The following is a 17,133-nucleotide window of genomic DNA, read 5'->3' on the forward strand; positions in this document are numbered from 1 at the left end:
GGGAATGTGATCGGTACGGCAGAACCCCCGATGACATCTTCTGGATAAGGAGTGCCGCCATGGAGCTCACCGTCTGGGGCATCATCACCGCGCTGTTCGTTGGTCTGATCATTGGCGCGCTCGGTCGCCTCGTGGTGCCGGGTCGGCAGGACATGCCGATCTGGCTGCACATGATCATCGGTGTCGGCGCGGCGTTGCTCGGCACCGTGCTCGCCCGTGCGATGGGCATCGCCACGGCGACCGCCGGCATCGACTGGGCTGAACTGGCCGTCCAGGTCGCGCTGGCAGCGATCGCGGTCGCCGTGGTCGCCGGTGTGGGCAGCCGCCGTCGCGGTGTCACCCACCGATAACCGCATCCGCTGTAACGGGCGCCCGACCTACTGGCCGGGCGCCCGTTCGCGTGTGGGCCCGCGGGAGTGCTCTTTCGGCGGCGCTGCGACCTGTCGGTCAGAAAAGCCGGTTTGGGATCTTCACGCCCCGGGCATTAGGCGGTCACGACAGGAACGCCACAAATGTGGAACGTCTTTTGTAAAGGAGAGCGACCATGGAGCTCACCGTCTGGGGCATCATCACCGCGCTGATCGTTGGTCTGATCGTTGGCGCACTGGGCCGTCTGGTGGTGCCGGGCCGGCAGAACATGCCGATCTGGCTGCACATGCTCATCGGTGTCGGTGCCGCGCTGCTCGGCACGGTGATCGCCCGTGCGTCCGGCTTCGCCGAGACCGCCGGCATCGACTGGCGGGAGCTGATGCTCCAGGTGCTGCTGGCGGCCGTCGCGGTCGCCCTGGTCGCCGGTGTGGGCCGCAACCGCCGGGGTGTCACGCACCGGTAAACAGCTGAATGTGGAAAGGCGCCCGACCGTCGAGGTCGGGCGCCTTTCGCATGGGTACGGCCAGCGTCGTGGTCGGTGTCGTGCCCGCTGTCGGTGCGGCGGCGGACGGCCGCCGGCCTGGTCGCGGAGCGCCAGGGCTGAGGTGCAGAAGGGCAGCTCCGTAGGATGCGGGTCATGATGGGCAAGGTGACATCGGTGAACATCGGCACCGTGACGCAGGCGGCGTGGGCCGGTGACGCGAGCGGGCGCAGCGGCATCGACAAGCGGCCGGCCGATGGCCCGGTGCTTCTCCGTACCGACGGGGTGGTGGGCGACTTCATCGGTGAACGGGCCCACCACGGTGGTCCGGACAAGGCCGTCTACGCGTACGCGGCGGAGGATGCGGCCTGGTGGGAGACGGACCTCGGGCGCGTCATCCGCCCCGGCGGATTCGGCGAGAACCTCACCACGTACGGGGTCGACGTGACCGGTGCCGTGATCGGCGAGCAGTGGGCCGTCGGCGAGGCGCTGCTCCAGGTGACCACGCCGCGTACGCCGTGCACCACCTTCGCCGGCTTCTGGGGCGTACCGGATCTGATCAAGCGCTTCACCGTGCGCGCGACCCCCGGCGCGTACCTGCGGGTGCTGCGCGAGGGCGCGGTGAGCGCGGGCGACCAGATCGAGATCGTGTACCGGCCGACGCACGGGGTGACCGTCGGCGAGGTGTTCCGGGCGACCAGTCTGGAGCCGGCGCTGCTGCCCCGGCTGCTGGAGGCCGACGACCTGCCCGAGCCGATCCGGGAGAAGGCGCGTCGCCGCCTCAGCGAACCGGCCGGCTGACGAGCGTGCCGGCCGACCCTGGCCGCACGTACGGTCCGGGACGACGCGAAAGGTCCCGCGCGCTACGACAGTCGTGGCGCGCGGGACCTTTCGTCAGGGTCCGGTCAGCGGAGCCAGGGGATGTTGCGGTTGAGCAGACCGCGCTGCTTGAGCTCCTTGCGCAGCGGGATCTCGTCGTCGATGTAGCCGTCCCAGTTGATGCCCCAGTAGTTGGCGGTGTGGGTGCCCTCACCGAGCAACTGGCGCTGCACCGGCGTGCGGTTGCGGTACCACTCGCCGTCCTTGTCGGGGTGCAGCTCGTCCAGCGGGCGGATCCACCGGTAGGTGTAGCCGACGAACAGCATCTTGCGGGTGATGTTCGACAGGTTCGTCGACCGGGAGTGCCACTGGCGGCGGTCGAAGATGAAGGCGTCACCCGGGTTGGCGGTGATCTCGACCGTGCCCTCCGGATCCGGGTTGTGCACGCTCAGGTCCGTCGGCCGCGGCAGCGAGTTCCACAGGTGGCTGCCCGGGATCACCTTCGTCGCGCCCCGACCCTTCTCCGACAGGTCGGAGAGCACGTAGGCGACCTTCAGCGAGAACATCGGCCGCGGCAGGTTCGGGTCCATCGTCTCCGGGTCGGAGTTCTGCCGGTACCCGTCCTGGTGCCATCCCCAGTACGGCTTCTCCGGCTCCGACGCCGGCGGGGTGACGTCGAGGTGGTTGTGGTGGGTGTAGATGTTCCACCCGGCCAGCCCCCACATGTACGGGAACGCGATCGGGTGGGTGAGCAACTCGCCGAAGAGCTCGTCCCGCTCAAGGAAGCCCAGCAGGTGCAGGGTGCCGTCCTTGGTGGTGGTGCCCTTGGCCTTCTCCTCCTCGTACACCCGGTCGACCGCGGCCTCGAGAGCGGCCCGGTGATCCTCGGTCAGGACGTTGCGCAGTAGGAGAAAGCCCTGCTCGTGAAACTCCTTGCGGTCGACGTCACTGATCGGTTCGTAGCCGGTCCGGTCGCCGTAGTCGAACGCCACGTCGTACCCCTCCCCAAGAGGTGAAACCATTTCTGGCACAGGCCGCCGATCGTAACGCGCCCGAAGACCGCCCGGGGGGCACCCCGAGCCCTTTCCACAGGCATCGCGACTGATGGCGGTTGCTCGACTACGTAAAGTCACGCAGTGTGGCGGGGAGGGCACTTATATAGCGGATAGCCCGATTTTGCGGTGACTGCGGGTACAGAGATCGGGGTCGCTCAGACGTCTTCGTGGACCTCGGCGAGGACCTCCGTGTCGCCCCGCTCGCTCTCCGCCAGGCGCTTCCAGTCACCGCGCTTGGCGGTCCACTCCCGGCCGTCGAAGGCGACCCGCTTCACCCCGTTCTGCTTGGCGTGGGAGACCAGCCAGTGTGCGTACCGCCAGCCGGCCCGCACGCCCTCGGGAGAGGTGGACAGCCCGTCGATCCCCACCTTCAGCAAGGTCGGGTTGCCGTAGCTGTCGACGGCGGAGCTGAAATAGCCCGTGCCGGTCGGCCGGTCCTCGCCGGAGCTGGCGGCCACCAGGCCCCAGTCGAGCGCCAGCCCCTCGGTCAGCGCGGCGATCGCCGCCGCTCCGCGCAGCACCGGATCACCGCCCACCGTGCAGGTGACCGCGGTGGTGGCGTGACCGAGCAGAGCCCGGGTCAGCACCTGCGACTCGTCGGCCCACTTCTCGTACGCCTCGGGGAAGGCAGAGCGCTGCACCTTCTGGGCGGCGTCGGTGACCCGCATGTCCTCCCAGCCGCGCACCTTCTTCAACGCCGCGTAAAACTTCCCCGCCGCGTACCGGGGGTCGCGAATCTGTGCCGGCGTGCCCCAACCCTGGCTCGGCCGCTGCTGGAACAGCCCCACGGAATCGCGGTCACCACCGGTCAGGTTGCGCAGCCCGGACTCCTGGTACGCCGTGGCCAGCGCCACCACCACCGCCCGCTCGGGCATCTCGCGCTGTACGCCGATCGCCGCGATCGTCGCCGCGTTCGCCATCTGCTGCGAGTCGAGAGTCACCTCGCCGTCGGCCTGAACCGTGCAGGCCCGCCCGGCCAGCGGCAGCCGTAGCCCCTCGCCGGCCTGCCTCAGCACCACGATCATCCCGATCGCGGCGATCAGGACGAGGACCACGAAGCCCGTCGCGACAGCCCGAGTTCGCACCCGCACCTCCCGTGTCAAGGTTCGCCAAGCGTACGTCCCGCATCGACCCGTTCGGGTGGTCCGGCCGGTCCCGCCCCGCTGCGGCGTCCACGCGCAACGTGCGGTTCCCCGTCCCGGCCGTGGCTCACCTGCCGAGTTCCGCCACCCAGCGCGGCGACCGCTTCTCGCGGAAGGCGGTGACCCCCTCGATCCCGTCCCCGGACAGGAAGTACCCGGTGGACAGCTCCGCCAACTCGGCCAGTTCGGCGCGCAGATCCGCTGCGGCTGGCCGGCGCAGCAGTCGCTTCGCCCCGGCCAACGCCGTCGGCGCCCCCCGCACCAACGAGTCGCAGTACCGGTGCACCACGGCATCCAGCTCCTCGGCCGGCACCGCGGCGGTGACCAGGCCGATCTCGGCGGCCCGTCGGCCGTCGAAGGTGTCGCCGGTCAGGTACAGCTCGGCCGCCGCGCGAGGGGACAGTCGAGGCAGCACCGTCGCGGAGATCACCGCGGGGATCACCCCGATCCGCACCTCGGTGAAGGCGAACGTGGCCTCGGCCGCGCAGACCGCCAGGTCGGCCGCCGCGATCAGACCGAGGCCGCCGGCGCGGGCCGGGCCGGCGACCTTCGCCAGTACCGGCTTCGGGCACTCCCAGACCGCCGCGAGCACGTCACCCAGCATCCCGGCGGGCACCGTGCCGCTGGCGTACGCCGCCGCGGTCTCCTTCAGGTCGGCTCCGGAGCAGAAGACCGGCCCGGTGTGATCGAGCACGATCACCCGGACGGCGTCGTCGGCGACCGCGGCGGCCAGCCCGGCCAGCAGCTCGGTCATCAACGGTGTGGAGAGCGCGTTGCGGTTGTGTGGGCTGTCCAGGGTGACTGTGGTCACCCCGTGGGCAGTGGCGATCTGGACCAGCGCGTCGGTGGACGTCATGGGACGGCACACTAGTGGCCATGCCCGGCGTCCTTCCAGCAGGCGAGCCCGTCCCCGCCGACGGGTCACTGCCCGCCTCCGCCCGCGCGTCCGTCGGCGCCCGGGGTTTCGGGGTGTACGTGCACGTGCCGTTCTGCGCGAGCCGCTGCGGCTACTGCGACTTCAACACGTACACCGCCGACGAGTTGGGCGGTGGCGCGAGCCGGGAGGGTTACGCCGACGCCGTGCTGGCGGAGCTGACGCTCGCCGCCCGGGTGCTCGGCGAGGCCCCGCCGAGCCGGGTGGACACGGTCTTCGTCGGTGGCGGCACCCCCACCCTGCTGCCCGCCTCCGACCTGGCCCGGATCCTCGACGCCATCGACCGGACCTGGGGACTGGCGGCCGACGCGGAGGTGACCACCGAGGCCAACCCGGAGTCGGTGACGCCCACCTCGCTGCAGGAGCTGCGCGCGGCCGGCTACACCCGGATCTCGCTGGGCATGCAGTCGGCCGCGCCCGGGGTGCTCGCCGTGCTCGACCGTCGACACCACGCCGGCCGGGCCACCGCCGCCGCGCTGGAGGCCCGCGACGCCGGGTTCGACCACGTCAATCTCGACCTGATCTATGGGACGCCGGGGGAGCGGGCCGAGGACTTCGTCGCCTCGCTGGACCAGGTGGTGGACGCGGGCGTGGACCACGTCAGCGCGTACGCCCTGATCGTCGAGGACGGCACCCGGCTGGCCGCCCGGATGCGCCGTGGCGAACTGCCATACCCGGACGAGGACGTGGCCGCGGACCGGTACCTGGCTGCCGAGTCCGCCCTCGACGCCGCCGGTTTCTCCTGGTACGAGGTCTCCAACTGGGCCCGCACACCGGACGCTCGTTGCCGGCACAACCTGCTCTACTGGACCGGGGGCGACTGGTGGGGCTTGGGGCCCGGGGCGCACAGCCACGTCGGCGGAGTGCGCTGGTGGAACGTCAAGCATCCGGCGGCGTACGCGAAACGCCTGGTCACCGGGGAGTCTCCCGGGCAGGCCCGGGAGGTGCTCACCGGCGACGAGGCGCACATGGAGGAGGTCATGCTCCGAATGCGGCTGGCGTCCGGCCTGCCGTTGGACGTGCTGACCGACGCCGGGCGAGCCGGCGCGGCGCGGGCAGTGGCCGAGGGTCTGCTCGCCCAGCCGGCTCACGCAGCCGGCCGCGCCGTGCTCACCCTGCGCGGCCGGCTGCTCGCCGACGCCGTGGTCCGCGACCTGCTGCCCTGACCCCCGTCACCAGGTGATCCCGTCGGTCAGCGCTTCACGAACGAGTAGCTCATCGGGTACTGGTAGAGGACTCCGTCGTTGGCCTTGACCCCGCCGATGATGCCGAAGATCACCGGCACGATCCCAGCGATGATCGGGGCGAAGAACAGGATGCCGCAGGTGATCGTGGCGAGCACCCAGCTCAGCACGCCGATGATGGCCCAGGTGAGCTGGTAGTTCAGCGCGGCCACGGAGTGTGCCCGGACAATCGGGGACTGCTGTCCGCGGGCCAGCATCGCGATCAGCGGCGCCACCCAGCCGAAGAGCCCGGCACCGATGATCACGCCGAGCGGGCCGCCGAAGTGGGCGACCAGGGCCCAGGTCTTGTCCTCGTTGTTGGCGTAGCCACCACCGGGTGTGCCGTGACCGCCGGTCGGGTAGCCGACACCGGGCGCTCCGGGTGGGGGGTAACCACCGGGCGGCGGGTAACCGCCGGGTGGGGGATAGCCGGCCGGCGGTGGCTGGTCGCCGGTGGGGGGTGGGTAGCCGCCGGGTGGGGGATAGCCGCCCTGGCCAGGCGAGCCGGACAGTGGTGTCGTGGGTTCGTCGCCGGAGTCCGGCGGACGAGGTGGTTCTGTCATGGAGGTCACGGTAGGTGTCACCGGCAACGTCGCACCAGAGCGACACCGGCCAGTGTCAACCCGCCGATCGGTCCGATGACGAGCGTGATGACTTGATCATCGCGTCGGCGGGGGCGCCGACGTAGACTGGCACTCGCTACAGTCGAGTGCCAGAGTGTTGCTCTGGTGGCCGTGACACCCAATGCTGACCTGCGACAGGAGGTGGGGAGGGATGGGTCTGGACGACCGCAAGCTCGCGGTGCTCCGGGCGATCGTCGAGGACTACGTCGCCACCCAGGAACCGGTCGGCAGCAAGTCACTCGTCGAGCGGCACCAGTTGGGTGTCTCGCCGGCCACGGTCCGTAACGACATGGCCGTGCTGGAGGAGGAGGGCTACATCCGCCAGCCGCACACCAGCGCGGGGCGGGTGCCCACCGATCGCGGCTACCGGCTCTTCGTGGACCGGCTGAGCCGGGTCAAGCCGCTCAGCCCGGCCGAGCGTCGGGCGATCGAGCGCTTCCTGGCCGGCGCCGTCGACCTCGACGACGTGGTGCACCGCACGGTGCGGTTGCTGGCGCAACTGACCCGGCAGGTCGCCGTCGTGCAGTACCCGAGCCTGGCCCGATCCCGGGTGCGTCACCTGGAACTGGTGCCGATCTCCACCACCCGGCTGATGCTGGTGATGATCGCCGACACCGGCCGCGTCGAGCAGCGGCTGGTCGAGATGCCCGCACCGATTCCCGCCGACGACGTCCTGGACCTGCGCCGGCTGGTCAACGAAAAACTGGTCGGCGTGTTCCTGTCGGAGACCCCGCCGCTGGTGCAGGCTCTCATCGAGGACTCTCCGCCGCACCTGCGCCCGGCCATGACGACCCTGTCCACGGTGCTGCTGGAGACCCTTGTCGAACGGCACGAGGAACGACTCGCCCTGGCCGGCACCGCCAATCTCGCCCGGGGCGGCCTGCTGGACTTCCAGGGCTCGTTGCGCCCCATCCTGGAGGCACTTGAGGAGCAGGTCGTGCTGCTCAAGCTGATCGGCGAGGTGGAGCCGAGCACCCTGCGGGTGCGCATCGGCGACGAGAACGAGATCGACAACCTACGGGCTGCTTCCGTGGTCAGCACCGGATACGGCCCGGGCACGACCATCGTCGGGGGGATGGGCGTGCTGGGACCGACCCGGATGGACTACCCCGGAACCATCGCCACGGTGAGGGCCGTGGCACGCTACGTGGGCGAGCTGCTGGCCCAGAACTGACCAGTCAGGGCCGACGGCAGGCTGCCGCCGGCGGCGTAACTCGAGACGAACACGAGGACACGGAACGCAGTGGCCAGGGACTACTACGGCATTCTCGGCGTGAGCAAGGGTGCCTCCGATGACGAGATCAAGCGTGCCTACCGCAAGCTGGCGCGCCAGTTCCATCCGGACGTGAATCCGGACCCGGAGGCACAGGAGAAGTTCAAAGACATCAACGCCGCGTACGAGGTCCTCTCGGACGATCGGAAACGGCAGATTGTCGACCTGGGCGGTGATCCGCTGGCACCGGGCGGGGGTGGTCCCGGTGGTCCGGGTGGCCCCGGCGGGGCGGGCCCCTTCGTCGGCTTCCAGGACATCATGGACGCGTTCTTCGGCGGTGCCACCGGCGCCGGACGAGGCCCGCGACCGCGTACCCGCCCCGGCGCCGACGCGATCCTGCGCCTGGAGCTGGACCTCCAGGAGACCGCCTTCGGCGTCGAGGCGCCGATCACCGTCGACACCGCCGTGCTCTGCACCACCTGCTCCGGCGCCGGCACCGCCGCCGGCACCCACCTGGCCACCTGTGAGGCGTGCGGCGGCCGGGGCGAGGTGCAGTCGGTGCAGCGCACCTTCCTCGGCCAGGTGGTCTCCGCCCGGCCGTGCACCGTCTGCCAGGGCTACGGCACCACCATTCCGCACCCCTGCCCGACCTGCGCCGGTGACGGCCGGGTACGCACCCGCCGTTCGCTGACCGTCAAGATCCCCGCCGGGGTGGAGGACGGGATGCGCATCCGCCTCGCCCAGCAGGGTGAGGTCGGCCCGGGCGGCGGCACCGCCGGGGACCTCTACGTGGAGATCCACGAACGGCCACACGACGTCTTCTCCCGCAAAGGTGACGACCTGCACTGCCGGGTCACCGTGCCGATGACCGCCGCCGCGCTCGGCACCCGGCTGACCATCAAGACGCTCGACAGCGAGGAACCGGTCGACGTCAAGCCGGGCACCCAGCCGGGGAGCACCCTGCGGCTGCGGGCCCGTGGCGTACCGCACCTGCGCGGAACCGGGCGGGGCGACCTCTACGTCCACCTGGACGTGCGTACCCCCACCAAGCTCGACGCCGAGCAGGAGCGGATGCTGCGCGAGTTCGCCAAGACCCGCGGTGAGGAGGTCGCCGAGCTGACCAAGCAGGGCGGCTTCTTCTCCCGGATGCGCGACGCCTTCAACGGCCACGCCTGACGTGTCCGCCCCGCTGTTCCTGGTCGAGTCGCTGCCGACCGCCGCCGCACTGGTGCTGGATGGTCCCGAGGGCCACCACGCCGCGACCGTGCAACGGCTGCGCGTCGGCGAGCGGGTGCTGCTCGCCGACGGCCGGGGCGGCACGGCCAGCGCCGTGGTCACCGCCGTCGGCCGGGGCACCCTCGACCTCGACGTGATCGACCGGGGGTACGTCGACGCGGCGAACCCCCGCCTGGTGGTGGTCCAGGGCATCGCCAAGGGCGACCGGGGCGAGTTGGCCGTGCAGGCGATGACCGAGGCCGGAGTGGACGAGATGGTCCCCTGGGCGGCGAGCCGCTCGGTGGTGCAGTGGCGCGGCGAGCGGGGCGTACGGGCCCGCAGCCGGTGGGTCGCCACCGCCCGCGAGGCGACGAAGCAGGCCCGACGGGCGTGGCTGCCGGTGGTGGCCGGGGCGCCGGACGAGGCCACCGCCTCGGTGGCGCGTCGAATCGCCGGGGCAGCGGCCGGGTACGTGCTGCACGAGGAGGCGACCGACCGACTGACCACCGTCGAGCTGCCCGAGCACGGCGAAATCGTGTTGGTGGTGGGGCCGGAGGGCGGCATCACCCCGGACGAGTTGTCGGCCTTCCAGGAAGCCGGCGCCCGGCCGGTGCGGCTCGGCACCTCGGTGCTGCGTACCTCCACCGCCGGCGTGGCCGCTCTGGCGGTCCTCGCCACCCGCCTGCTGCGCTGGTGAGTCGCGGCGGACGCTTGCCGTTAGCAAGGGGCCCTTCCTATACCGGAGACGTTAACAAGGGGCCCTTCCTTACACTGCCGGGATGGGAACCGACTGTCTGTTCTGCCGCATCGTCGCCGGGGAGATTCCGGCCACCGTGGTCCGTGAGACGCCCACCACGCTCGCTTTCCGGGACATCGACCCGAAGGCGCCGGTACACGTGCTGGTGGTGCCGAAGGAGCACTACGCGGACGTGGCCACGCTCAGCCAGAGTGACCCGACGCTGGCCGGCGAGGTGCTGGCCACGGCCGCCGCGGTGGCCGAGGACGAGGGGCTGCTCGGCGACGGGTTCCGGCTGATGTTCAACACCGGTGCGCACGGCGGTCAGGAGGTCTTCCACGTGCACGCGCACGTGTTGGGCGGTGCACCACTGGGACCGATGCTGGCCCGGAGTCTCGGATGACCCTGGCCGCCGGCCAGACCTCCGCCGCCGGTCGCCTGGACCGGATGGTGCGGCAGGTGCAGGCGCAGGCCCGGGTGCCGGCGGTCTCGGCCGCGGTGCACCGTGCCGACCGGCCGCTGTGGACGTGCACCGCTGGCGGCACCGGCAACGACACGGCCCTGGACGAGCAGACCCGGTTCCGGATCGGTTCGGTGACCAAGACCTTCACCGCCGTCCTGGTCCTGCAGTGTCGCGACGACGGACTGCTCGACCTCGACGACCCGCTGCGCCGGCATCTCGACCTGCCGGCACACGGTGAGCTGACCGTGCGTCGACTGCTCTCGCACACGGCCGGGCTGCAACGGGAGCCGTACGGCGACGTCTGGGACACGCTGCGCGCGCCGGACGCCGACCAACTGCTCGCCGAACTGGCCCGGGCCGAGCGGGTGTTGCCGACCGGGCGCCGCTACCACTACTCGAACCTCGGCATGGCCCTGCTCGGCCGCCTGGTCGGGCAGGTGCGCGGCGGCACCTGGGCGGAAGTGTTGACCGAGCGGGTGCTGACGCCACTCGGGTTGACCGCGACCACGGTCGCCCCGGGCCCGCGCGCCGCGACCGGGTTCCTGGTCGACGCGTACTCCGACGAGGCGCATCCGGAACCGCCCACCGACTTCGGCGCGGTGGGGCCTGCCGCGCAACTGTGGAGCACCGCCACGGACATGGCCCGGTGGGCCGCCTTCCTGGCCGACCCGACGACGGTGGACGCGGCGGGCCGGGTGCTCGCATCGGCCACCCTGGACGAGATGCGTTGGCCGCTGACGGTCACCGACGAGGCGGTGTGGGCCGGCGGGTTCGGTCTCGGGCTGATCCTGGTGCCGCAGGGGGAGCGGGTGGTGCACGTCGGGCACGACGGGGCGATGCCCGGCTTCCTCGCCGGCGTGTACGGCCGGCGGGGCGGCGAGGGCACCCCGGCGGCCTTCGGCGCTGCTGTGCTGGGCTCCTCCGGCACCGCCGTCGAGTTGCTGGAGCTGCCGCACCGGCTGCTCGCCGCGGCGGTCGAGCACGACCCGGCCGACATCGAGCCGTGGCGTCCCGGCGATCCCGCGCCGCCGGAGCTGCGGGGGCTGCTCGGCCGCTGGTGGGGCGAGGGCTTCGAGTACGTCTTCTCGTGGCACGACGGGGCCCTGCGGGCCCGTGGCGCCGGTGACCCACCAGGCAAGCCGCCCGCGGTGTTCGCCCCGGTGCCGCAGCGACCGGACGTGTTCCGGACCGTTTCCGGCCGGGAGTGCGGTGAGCTGCTCCGACTGACCCGGGACTCCGCTGGCGTGGTGGTTCGGATGCACTGGGCGACGTACCGGTTCACCCGCCGTCAGGAGACCTTCGAGGGTTTCGACTTCCGCGCCTGACCGAGGCGCAACTGAGATGAATGCCCGCTTTGTCAGGTGGTGCGGGAGGTCATGGCGGGGGAAATGGGCAGCGTGTCCGCGCGGTCGACCCGATACGATGGAGGCAACGTCCGCACGCCGTGCCACAGGCCCGGCGCCGAGATCGAGAGCAGGTGGCGCAGGGCCCTCCGGCCCGACCTATGACCGGCACCCCACCTCCCGGCCCGCCCCGGGTGCAGACCAGGATCACGGTCCCCGACTCGAAGATCATGGTCAGCCTGCTCGGCGCGGGTGACGAGATCCTGCGACTGGTCGAGCGCTCGGTGAACAGTGACGTGCACGTGCGTGGCAACGAGATCACCATCACCGGCGCTCCCGCCGACAACGCTCTCGCCGAGCGGCTCTTCAGCGAGTTGCTCGAACTCATCGAGAAAGGCGAGACCCTGACCACAGATGCCGTCCGTCGTACCGTCGGCATGCTCGAACAGGGTGGTACGGAGCGACCCGCCGAGGTGCTCACCCTCAACATCCTCTCCCGGCGCGGGCGCACCATCCGCCCCAAGACGCTCGGGCAGAAGCGCTACGTCGACGCGATCGACGGACACACCATCGTCTTCGGCATCGGCCCGGCGGGCACCGGTAAGACATACCTCGCCATGGCCAAGGCGGTGCAGGCGTTGCAGGCCAAGCAGATCAACCGGATCATCCTGACCCGGCCGGCGGTGGAAGCGGGCGAGCGGCTGGGCTTCCTGCCCGGCACGCTCAACGAGAAGATCGACCCCTACCTGCGTCCGCTCTACGACGCCCTGCACGACATGCTCGACCCGGAGACCATCCCGAAGCTGATGGCCGCCGGCACGATCGAGGTCGCCCCGCTGGCATATATGAGGGGTCGGGCGCAGCCGTACGACGCCCGCGTGCTGACGCCGGAAGGCTTCAAGCGGTTCGGCTCACTCCAGGTCGGCGATCTCGTGATCGGCTCGAACGGCATGCCGACCCCGGTGATCGGGATCTACCCGCAGGGGCCCAAGCAGGTCTACCGGGTGACCACCCAGGACGGGGCCTCCACCCTGTGCTGCGGTGAGCACCTCTGGACGGTCGCCACGCCCGAGGACAAGCGGCGTGGTCGCCGACGCACGCTGGAGACCCAGGAAATGATCGGGCAGGAGCGGCGGGGTCACCTCCGCCGTTACGAACTGCCGGTGGTGGCTCCGGTCCAGCTGGAGCCGCAGGACGTTCCGCTCGATCCGTACGTCCTCGGCCTGCTGCTCGGTGACGGGTCGATCTCGTGCCGCACGACGCCGGGGTTCACCACGGCGGACCCTGAACTCGCCCTGGCGATCGAGGACAACCTCGTCGACATCGAGCTGCACCGCGAGAGCGAATACGACTATGTCCTCCGGCACACCAAGGGTCACCGCGGCGGTGTGATCGTCGCCAACCCGGTGACGGTCGCGCTCCGCGAGCTGGGTCTGGCCGGCACGAAGTCGGGCACCAAGTTCGTGCCGTCCGTATATCTCCGGAACAGCGCCGATGTCCGACTGGCCGTCCTGCAAGGGCTGCTGGACACCGACGGCGGGCCGGTCGTCCAGGCGGGACGTACCTGCCGGGTGCAGTACTCGACCACCTCTCCCCGACTGCGTGACGACGTCGTCCACCTGGTCCAGTCACTCGGTGGCGTGGCGACGTGGCGTGTTCGGGTGGCCGAAGGGCGCAAGCCTGGCCTGGCCAACGGTCGACCGGTCGCGTACCGGTCGGACGCATATGTCGTGGAGATCCGCTTGCCGGAGGGCGTAGCGCCGTTCCGGTTGTCGCGTAAGCGCCAGCGGTACGAGGAGTGCGGCGGCGGCCGGCCGATGCGTTTCATCGACTCGATCGTCCCCGCTGGTGTCCAGGAGACGATGTGCATCCAGGTGGCGGCGGAGGATTCGCTGTACGTCACCGATGACTTCCTGGTCACGCACAACACGCTCAACGACGCGTTCATCATTCTCGACGAGGCGCAGAACACCACGCCCGAGCAGATGAAGATGTTCCTCACCCGGCTCGGCTTCGGCTCCAAGATCGTGGTCACCGGCGACGTCACCCAGGTCGACCTGCCCGGCGGCACGACCAGCGGGCTGCGGGTCGTACGCGAGATCCTGGAAGGCGTCGAGGACGTGCACTTCGCGCAGCTGTCCAGCGCCGACGTGGTACGTCACCGGTTGGTCGGGGAGATCGTCGACGCGTACGCGCGGTGGGACGCCGAGAACCAGCAGGCGCAGGGTGTGCACGCGGTGTCCGGGCGTAGCGCCCAGGGCAACCGCGGTGGCCGGCGCCGCTAACGAGGGAAGACAGTTGTCCATCGAGATCGCCAACGAGTCCGGTGCCGAGGTCGACACCGACGCCGTGCTCGCCGTCGCCCGGCACGCGCTCGACGAGATGGGGGTCAACCCGCTCGCCGAACTCTCCGTGTTGCTCGTCGACGTCGACTACATGACCGAGCTGAACCATCGTTGGATGGGCGGTGACGGCCCGACCGACGTGCTGGCCTTCCCCATGGACGAGGGCAGCGTCGACCACGGGCCGGGAGAGAGCGCCGCCGCCGGTGGCGAACCGGCATTGCTCGGCGACATCGTGCTCTGCCCGGAGGTGGCGGCGAAGCAGGCCGCGACCGCCGGGCACCGCACCGCTGACGAGTTGCACCTGCTCACCGTGCACGGTGTCCTGCACCTGCTCGGCTACGACCACGCGGAGCCGGAGGAGGAGCGGGAGATGTTCGGGCTCCAGGCCCGGTTGCTGGCGAGCTGGCGGTCGGCCCGCTCCCGGTGATGGACACTCCGCTGGCCGCGGCCGCCACCGGCCTACCCGACCTGCAACTGCTCGTGTTCGCTGCCGGGCTGGTGGTGCTCGCCGGCCTGATCGCGATGACCGAGGCCGCTCTGGCCGCGGTCTCCCCGGCCCGGGCGGCCGAACTGGCCCGCGAGGGGCTCCGGGGCGCCCGGACGCTCCAGACGGTCGCCGGTGACGTGGTCCGGCACCTCAATCTCCTGCTGCTGCTCCGGCTGCTTGCCGAGTTGACCGCCACCACGCTGGTGGCGCTGGTGGCGGTGGACACCTTCGGCGCGGGCTGGCGTGCGGCGCTGGTGACCGCCGGAGCGATGACCGTGGTCAGCTTCGTGGTGGTCGGCGTCGGCCCGCGTACCCTGGGCCGGCAGCACGCGTACGTGGTGGGCCGCTCGGCGGCGCCGCTGGTGCGCTGGCTGGGCCGGGTGCTCAACCCGTTGGCCTCCCTGCTGATCCTGATCGGTAACGCGGTCACCCCCGGGCGTGGATTCCGGGAGGGGCCCTTCGCCACCCAGGTCGAGTTGCGTGAACTGGTCGACCTCGCCGAGCAGCGGGGTGTGGTGGAGCACGGTGAGCGGCAGATGATCCATTCGGTCTTCGCCCTCGGTGACACCATCGCCCGCGAGGTGATGGTGCCGCGAACCGAGATGGTGTGGATCGAGTCGGGTAAGAACCTCTCCCAGGCACTCGCGCTGTTCCTGCGCTCCGGCTTCTCCCGGATTCCGGTCATCGGCGAGAGCGTCGACGACGTGCTCGGCATCCTCTACCTCAAGGACCTGATCCAGCGCACCCAGGGCGGGGCCGCCGAGGACCGTCAGCTGCCGGTGGCCGAGCTGATGCGGCCGGCGACGTTCGTGCCCGAGTCCAAGGCCGTCGACGACCTGCTGTCGGAGATGCAGGCCGCCCGCAATCACCTGGTCATCGTGGTGGACGAGTACGGCGGCACCGGCGGCCTGGTCACCATCGAGGACATTCTTGAGGAGATCGTCGGAGAGATCACCGACGAGTACGACGTCGAGCGCCCACCGGTCGAGCAGCTGCCCGATGGTGCGGTGCGGGTGACCGCCCGACTGCCGGTCGAGGATCTCGGCGAGCTGTTCGACACCGAGCTGCCGCACGACGAGGTGGAGACCGTGGGTGGTCTGCTCGCGCAGTCCCTGGGGCGGGTGCCGATCCCGGGTGCGCAGGTCGAGGTGGCCGGGCTGCGACTGGTCGCCGAGGGCACCACCGGCCGCCGCAACCGGATCGACACGGTGCTGGTGCGCCGGGTCGAGCCGACAGACACGCCTGACGACCCGGGCGGCACGCCGACCGCCTCCCGTTCCGACAACGACCGATCCGAGGAGAGGCAGCCCGCTGATGCCTGAGTCACCCGCCGTACCGGCCGCCCGGTCCACCGGCTCCGAACTGAGTGCCGAGGACAGCAAGCTGGTCATCCTCGCCCGGGGTGCCCGGGGACGGGTGGGCGCCGTGGAGGGTGCCGCGGTCCGGGACCAGGACGGCCGGACCTACGCGGCGGCCAGCGTGTCGTTGCCGTCGCTGACGATCACCGCGCTGCAACTGGCGGTCGCCTCGGCGGCTGCCGCAGGGGCCACCCGGCTGGAGGCCGCGGTGGTGGTGACCGAGGCGTCGACGCTGGACGGTGCCGGGTACGCGGCCGTACGTGACCTGGCCGCCGACGCGCCGGTGCACGTGGCCGGGCCGGACGGCACGGTGCTCGGCACGGTGACCGAATGAGCGAAGGCAGCGTCGGGTTCAGTGCGTGGTGGCCGCGGGCCGGCGGGTGCGCCGGAGCGCCGGCATGAGTGAGCGCGCCTATCGCGCGGGTTTCGCGTGTTTCGTCGGGCGTCCCAACGCCGGCAAGTCCACCCTGACCAACGCCATCGTCGGGCAGAAGATCGCGATCACGTCGAACAAGCCGCAGACCACCCGACATGTCATCCGGGCGGTGCTGCATCGGCCGGAGTCGCAGCTCGTACTGGTGGACACCCCGGGGCTGCACCGTCCCCGCACCCTGCTGGGTGAGCGGCTGAACGACCTCGTCCGGCAGACCTGGAGCGAGGTCGACGTCATCGGCCTCTGTATTCCGGCCGACGAGCCGATCGGCCGGGGCGACCGGTTCATCACCGGGGAGTTGGCCGAGTTGAAGGCGACCGTGCTGGCGGTGGTCACCAAGACCGACCTGGTCGACCGCAAGCGGTTGGCTGAGCAGCTGCTGGCCGTGAGCGAGCTGGGGGAATTCGCGGAGATCGTTCCGGTCAGCGCGGTCTCCGGGCACCAGGTGGACACCCTGGTCGAGGTGATGACGCGGTATCTTCCCGAGTCGCCGCAGTTGTACCCGGACGACATGCTCACCGACGACCCGGAGCAGGTGCTGGTGGCGGAGCTGATCCGGGAGGCCGCGCTGGAGGGCGTCCGGGACGAGTTGCCGCACTCCATCGCGGTCGTGGTGGAGGAGATGATTCCGGAAGGTCGGCTGACGAAGATCTACGCCGATCTGTACGTGGAGCGGCCCAGTCAGAAGGCGATCATCATCGGGCATCGGGGTGCACGGCTCAAGGGTGTCGGCACTGCGGCACGGCGGCAGATCGAGGAACTGCTGGGCACGAAGGTCTACCTCGATCTGCACGTACGGGTGGCCAAGGATTGGCAGCGTGACCCGAAGCAGCTGCGCAAGCTCGGGTTCTGAACGGATCGGGCGGGTCGGTCGAATCGGACCAGCGCCGCCGG

The 17,133-nt window shown here is 70.8% G+C and carries 17 protein-coding genes and 3 pseudogenes; 16 read left to right on the forward strand and 4 right to left on the reverse strand.

Annotated elements, in window-relative coordinates; translation table 11 throughout:
- Window positions 1–59 precede the first annotated feature (59 nt).
- From Vlu01_RS08070 to Vlu01_RS08080, 3 genes are all read left to right on the forward strand, one after another.
- A complete protein-coding gene (locus Vlu01_RS08070; protein WP_203996119.1) occupies window positions 60–350 on the forward strand; it encodes a GlsB/YeaQ/YmgE family stress response membrane protein in 291 nt (96 codons plus the stop codon).
- 194 nt (window positions 351–544) lie between these two features.
- Window positions 545–832 carry a GlsB/YeaQ/YmgE family stress response membrane protein gene (locus tag Vlu01_RS08075; RefSeq protein WP_093407532.1) on the forward strand — a complete coding sequence of 96 codons (288 nt, stop codon included), beginning with the start codon at window positions 545–547 and terminating at the stop codon, window positions 830–832.
- Window positions 833–1,009: 177 nt separating this feature from the next.
- Complete coding sequence (locus Vlu01_RS08080) at window positions 1,010–1,651, forward strand: MOSC domain-containing protein (protein WP_203997042.1); 642 nt, start codon at window positions 1,010–1,012, stop codon at window positions 1,649–1,651.
- Window positions 1,652–1,755: 104 nt separating this feature from the next.
- Here Vlu01_RS08080 and Vlu01_RS08085 read toward each other — a convergent pair whose 3' ends face one another.
- The 3 genes from Vlu01_RS08085 to Vlu01_RS08095 all read right to left on the reverse strand — a co-directional run bounded on the left by Vlu01_RS08085 (window position 1,756) and on the right by Vlu01_RS08095 (window position 4,722).
- The gene (locus Vlu01_RS08085; RefSeq protein WP_239095779.1) at window positions 1,756–2,661 is read right to left on the reverse strand and encodes a phytanoyl-CoA dioxygenase family protein; all 906 of its coding nucleotides are present in this window, start codon (window positions 2,659–2,661) and stop codon (window positions 1,756–1,758) included.
- 218 nt (window positions 2,662–2,879) lie between these two features.
- Window positions 2,880–3,815, reverse strand: a complete 936-nt coding sequence (locus tag Vlu01_RS08090; protein WP_203997044.1) for a hypothetical protein — start codon at window positions 3,813–3,815, stop codon at window positions 2,880–2,882.
- A 118-nt stretch (window positions 3,816–3,933) separates the two neighbouring features.
- Complete coding sequence (locus tag Vlu01_RS08095) at window positions 3,934–4,722, reverse strand: enoyl-CoA hydratase-related protein (RefSeq protein ID WP_203996131.1); 789 nt, start codon at window positions 4,720–4,722, stop codon at window positions 3,934–3,936.
- A gap of 20 nt (window positions 4,723–4,742) precedes the next feature.
- Here Vlu01_RS08095 and hemW point away from each other — a divergent pair, with 20 nt between their 5' ends.
- The gene (gene hemW, locus Vlu01_RS08100) at window positions 4,743–5,966 is read left to right on the forward strand and encodes a radical SAM family heme chaperone HemW (protein ID WP_203996133.1); all 1,224 of its coding nucleotides are present in this window, start codon (window positions 4,743–4,745) and stop codon (window positions 5,964–5,966) included.
- A gap of 26 nt (window positions 5,967–5,992) precedes the next feature.
- Here the strand turns inward: hemW and Vlu01_RS08105 are convergent, their stop codons facing one another.
- Window positions 5,993–6,586, reverse strand: a complete 594-nt coding sequence (locus tag Vlu01_RS08105; RefSeq protein ID WP_203996135.1) for a DUF4870 domain-containing protein — start codon at window positions 6,584–6,586, stop codon at window positions 5,993–5,995.
- A 211-nt stretch (window positions 6,587–6,797) separates the two neighbouring features.
- Between Vlu01_RS08105 and hrcA the strand changes: the two genes are divergently transcribed.
- The 12 genes and pseudogenes from hrcA to era all read left to right on the forward strand — a co-directional run bounded on the left by hrcA (window position 6,798) and on the right by era (window position 17,092).
- Entirely contained in the window at window positions 6,798–7,820 is a 1,023-nt protein-coding gene (gene hrcA, locus Vlu01_RS08110) for a heat-inducible transcriptional repressor HrcA (RefSeq protein WP_203996137.1), read from the forward strand.
- 69 nt (window positions 7,821–7,889) lie between these two features.
- Complete coding sequence (dnaJ, locus tag Vlu01_RS08115; protein ID WP_203996138.1) at window positions 7,890–9,035, forward strand: molecular chaperone DnaJ; 1,146 nt, start codon at window positions 7,890–7,892, stop codon at window positions 9,033–9,035.
- A gap of 1 nt (window position 9,036) precedes the next feature.
- Window positions 9,037–9,771, forward strand: coding sequence for a 16S rRNA (uracil(1498)-N(3))-methyltransferase (locus tag Vlu01_RS08120; RefSeq protein WP_203996139.1), 735 nt, complete (start codon window positions 9,037–9,039; stop codon window positions 9,769–9,771).
- An 82-nt stretch (window positions 9,772–9,853) separates the two neighbouring features.
- Window positions 9,854–10,213, forward strand: a complete 360-nt coding sequence (locus Vlu01_RS08125) for a histidine triad nucleotide-binding protein (RefSeq protein WP_203996140.1) — start codon at window positions 9,854–9,856, stop codon at window positions 10,211–10,213.
- Window positions 10,210–11,598: a serine hydrolase domain-containing protein gene (locus Vlu01_RS08130; RefSeq protein ID WP_203996142.1), complete on the forward strand. Its 1,389-nt coding sequence runs from the start codon at window positions 10,210–10,212 to the stop codon at window positions 11,596–11,598. The genes Vlu01_RS08125 and Vlu01_RS08130 overlap by 4 nt, the downstream gene beginning before the upstream one ends.
- Before the next feature lie 179 nt (window positions 11,599–11,777).
- A pseudogene (locus tag Vlu01_RS27490) lies at window positions 11,778–12,524 on the forward strand (PhoH family protein); the annotation flags it as partial.
- 207 nt (window positions 12,525–12,731) lie between these two features.
- Window positions 12,732–13,280 (forward strand): annotated as a pseudogene (locus Vlu01_RS27495) (LAGLIDADG family homing endonuclease); the annotation flags it as partial.
- A gap of 264 nt (window positions 13,281–13,544) precedes the next feature.
- Window positions 13,545–13,901: pseudogene (locus Vlu01_RS27500) on the forward strand (PhoH family protein); the annotation flags it as partial.
- Window positions 13,902–13,914: 13 nt separating this feature from the next.
- Window positions 13,915–14,388 (forward strand): rRNA maturation RNase YbeY, encoded by a 474-nt coding sequence (gene ybeY / locus Vlu01_RS08140; protein WP_203996152.1) that lies wholly within the window; start codon window positions 13,915–13,917, stop codon window positions 14,386–14,388.
- Complete coding sequence (locus Vlu01_RS08145) at window positions 14,388–15,770, forward strand: hemolysin family protein (RefSeq protein WP_373307312.1); 1,383 nt, start codon at window positions 14,388–14,390, stop codon at window positions 15,768–15,770. Before ybeY ends, Vlu01_RS08145 begins: the two co-directional genes overlap by 1 nt.
- Window positions 15,763–16,140 (forward strand): cytidine deaminase-like protein, encoded by a 378-nt coding sequence (locus Vlu01_RS08150; protein ID WP_203996154.1) that lies wholly within the window; start codon window positions 15,763–15,765, stop codon window positions 16,138–16,140. The genes Vlu01_RS08145 and Vlu01_RS08150 overlap by 8 nt, the downstream gene beginning before the upstream one ends.
- Window positions 16,141–16,204: 64 nt before the next feature.
- Entirely contained in the window at window positions 16,205–17,092 is an 888-nt protein-coding gene (gene era, locus Vlu01_RS08155; RefSeq protein WP_203996159.1) for a GTPase Era, read from the forward strand.
- Window positions 17,093–17,133: the final 41 nt, after the last annotated feature.

Origin of the sequence: Micromonospora lutea, assembly GCF_016863535.1 — a bacterium.
GTDB lineage: Bacteria > Actinomycetota > Actinomycetes > Mycobacteriales > Micromonosporaceae > Micromonospora > Micromonospora lutea.

What these genes read in the sequence shown, in the direction of transcription:
- hrcA (WP_203996137.1), top strand. Translation starts at nt 6,798, where the DNA reads ATGGGTCTGGACGACCGCAAGCTCGCGGTGCTCCGGGCGATCGTCGAG.
- era (WP_203996159.1), top strand. Translation starts at nt 16,205, where the DNA reads ATGAGTGAGCGCGCCTATCGCGCGGGTTTCGCGTGTTTCGTCGGGCGT.
- Vlu01_RS08080 (WP_203997042.1), top strand. Translation starts at nt 1,010, where the DNA reads ATGGGCAAGGTGACATCGGTGAACATCGGCACCGTGACGCAGGCGGCG.
- Vlu01_RS08150 (WP_203996154.1), top strand. Translation starts at nt 15,763, where the DNA reads ATGCCTGAGTCACCCGCCGTACCGGCCGCCCGGTCCACCGGCTCCGAA.
- Vlu01_RS08130 (WP_203996142.1), top strand. Translation starts at nt 10,210, where the DNA reads ATGACCCTGGCCGCCGGCCAGACCTCCGCCGCCGGTCGCCTGGACCGG.
- Vlu01_RS08125 (WP_203996140.1), top strand. Translation starts at nt 9,854, where the DNA reads ATGGGAACCGACTGTCTGTTCTGCCGCATCGTCGCCGGGGAGATTCCG.
- Vlu01_RS08070 (WP_203996119.1), top strand. Translation starts at nt 60, where the DNA reads ATGGAGCTCACCGTCTGGGGCATCATCACCGCGCTGTTCGTTGGTCTG.
- Vlu01_RS08075 (WP_093407532.1), top strand. Translation starts at nt 545, where the DNA reads ATGGAGCTCACCGTCTGGGGCATCATCACCGCGCTGATCGTTGGTCTG.
- Vlu01_RS08105 (WP_203996135.1), bottom strand. Translation starts at nt 6,586, where the DNA reads ATGACAGAACCACCTCGTCCGCCGGACTCCGGCGACGAACCCACGACA.
- Vlu01_RS08095 (WP_203996131.1), bottom strand. Translation starts at nt 4,722, where the DNA reads ATGACGTCCACCGACGCGCTGGTCCAGATCGCCACTGCCCACGGGGTG.
- Vlu01_RS08145 (WP_373307312.1), top strand. Translation starts at nt 14,388, where the DNA reads ATGGACACTCCGCTGGCCGCGGCCGCCACCGGCCTACCCGACCTGCAA.
- hemW (WP_203996133.1), top strand. Translation starts at nt 4,743, where the DNA reads ATGCCCGGCGTCCTTCCAGCAGGCGAGCCCGTCCCCGCCGACGGGTCA.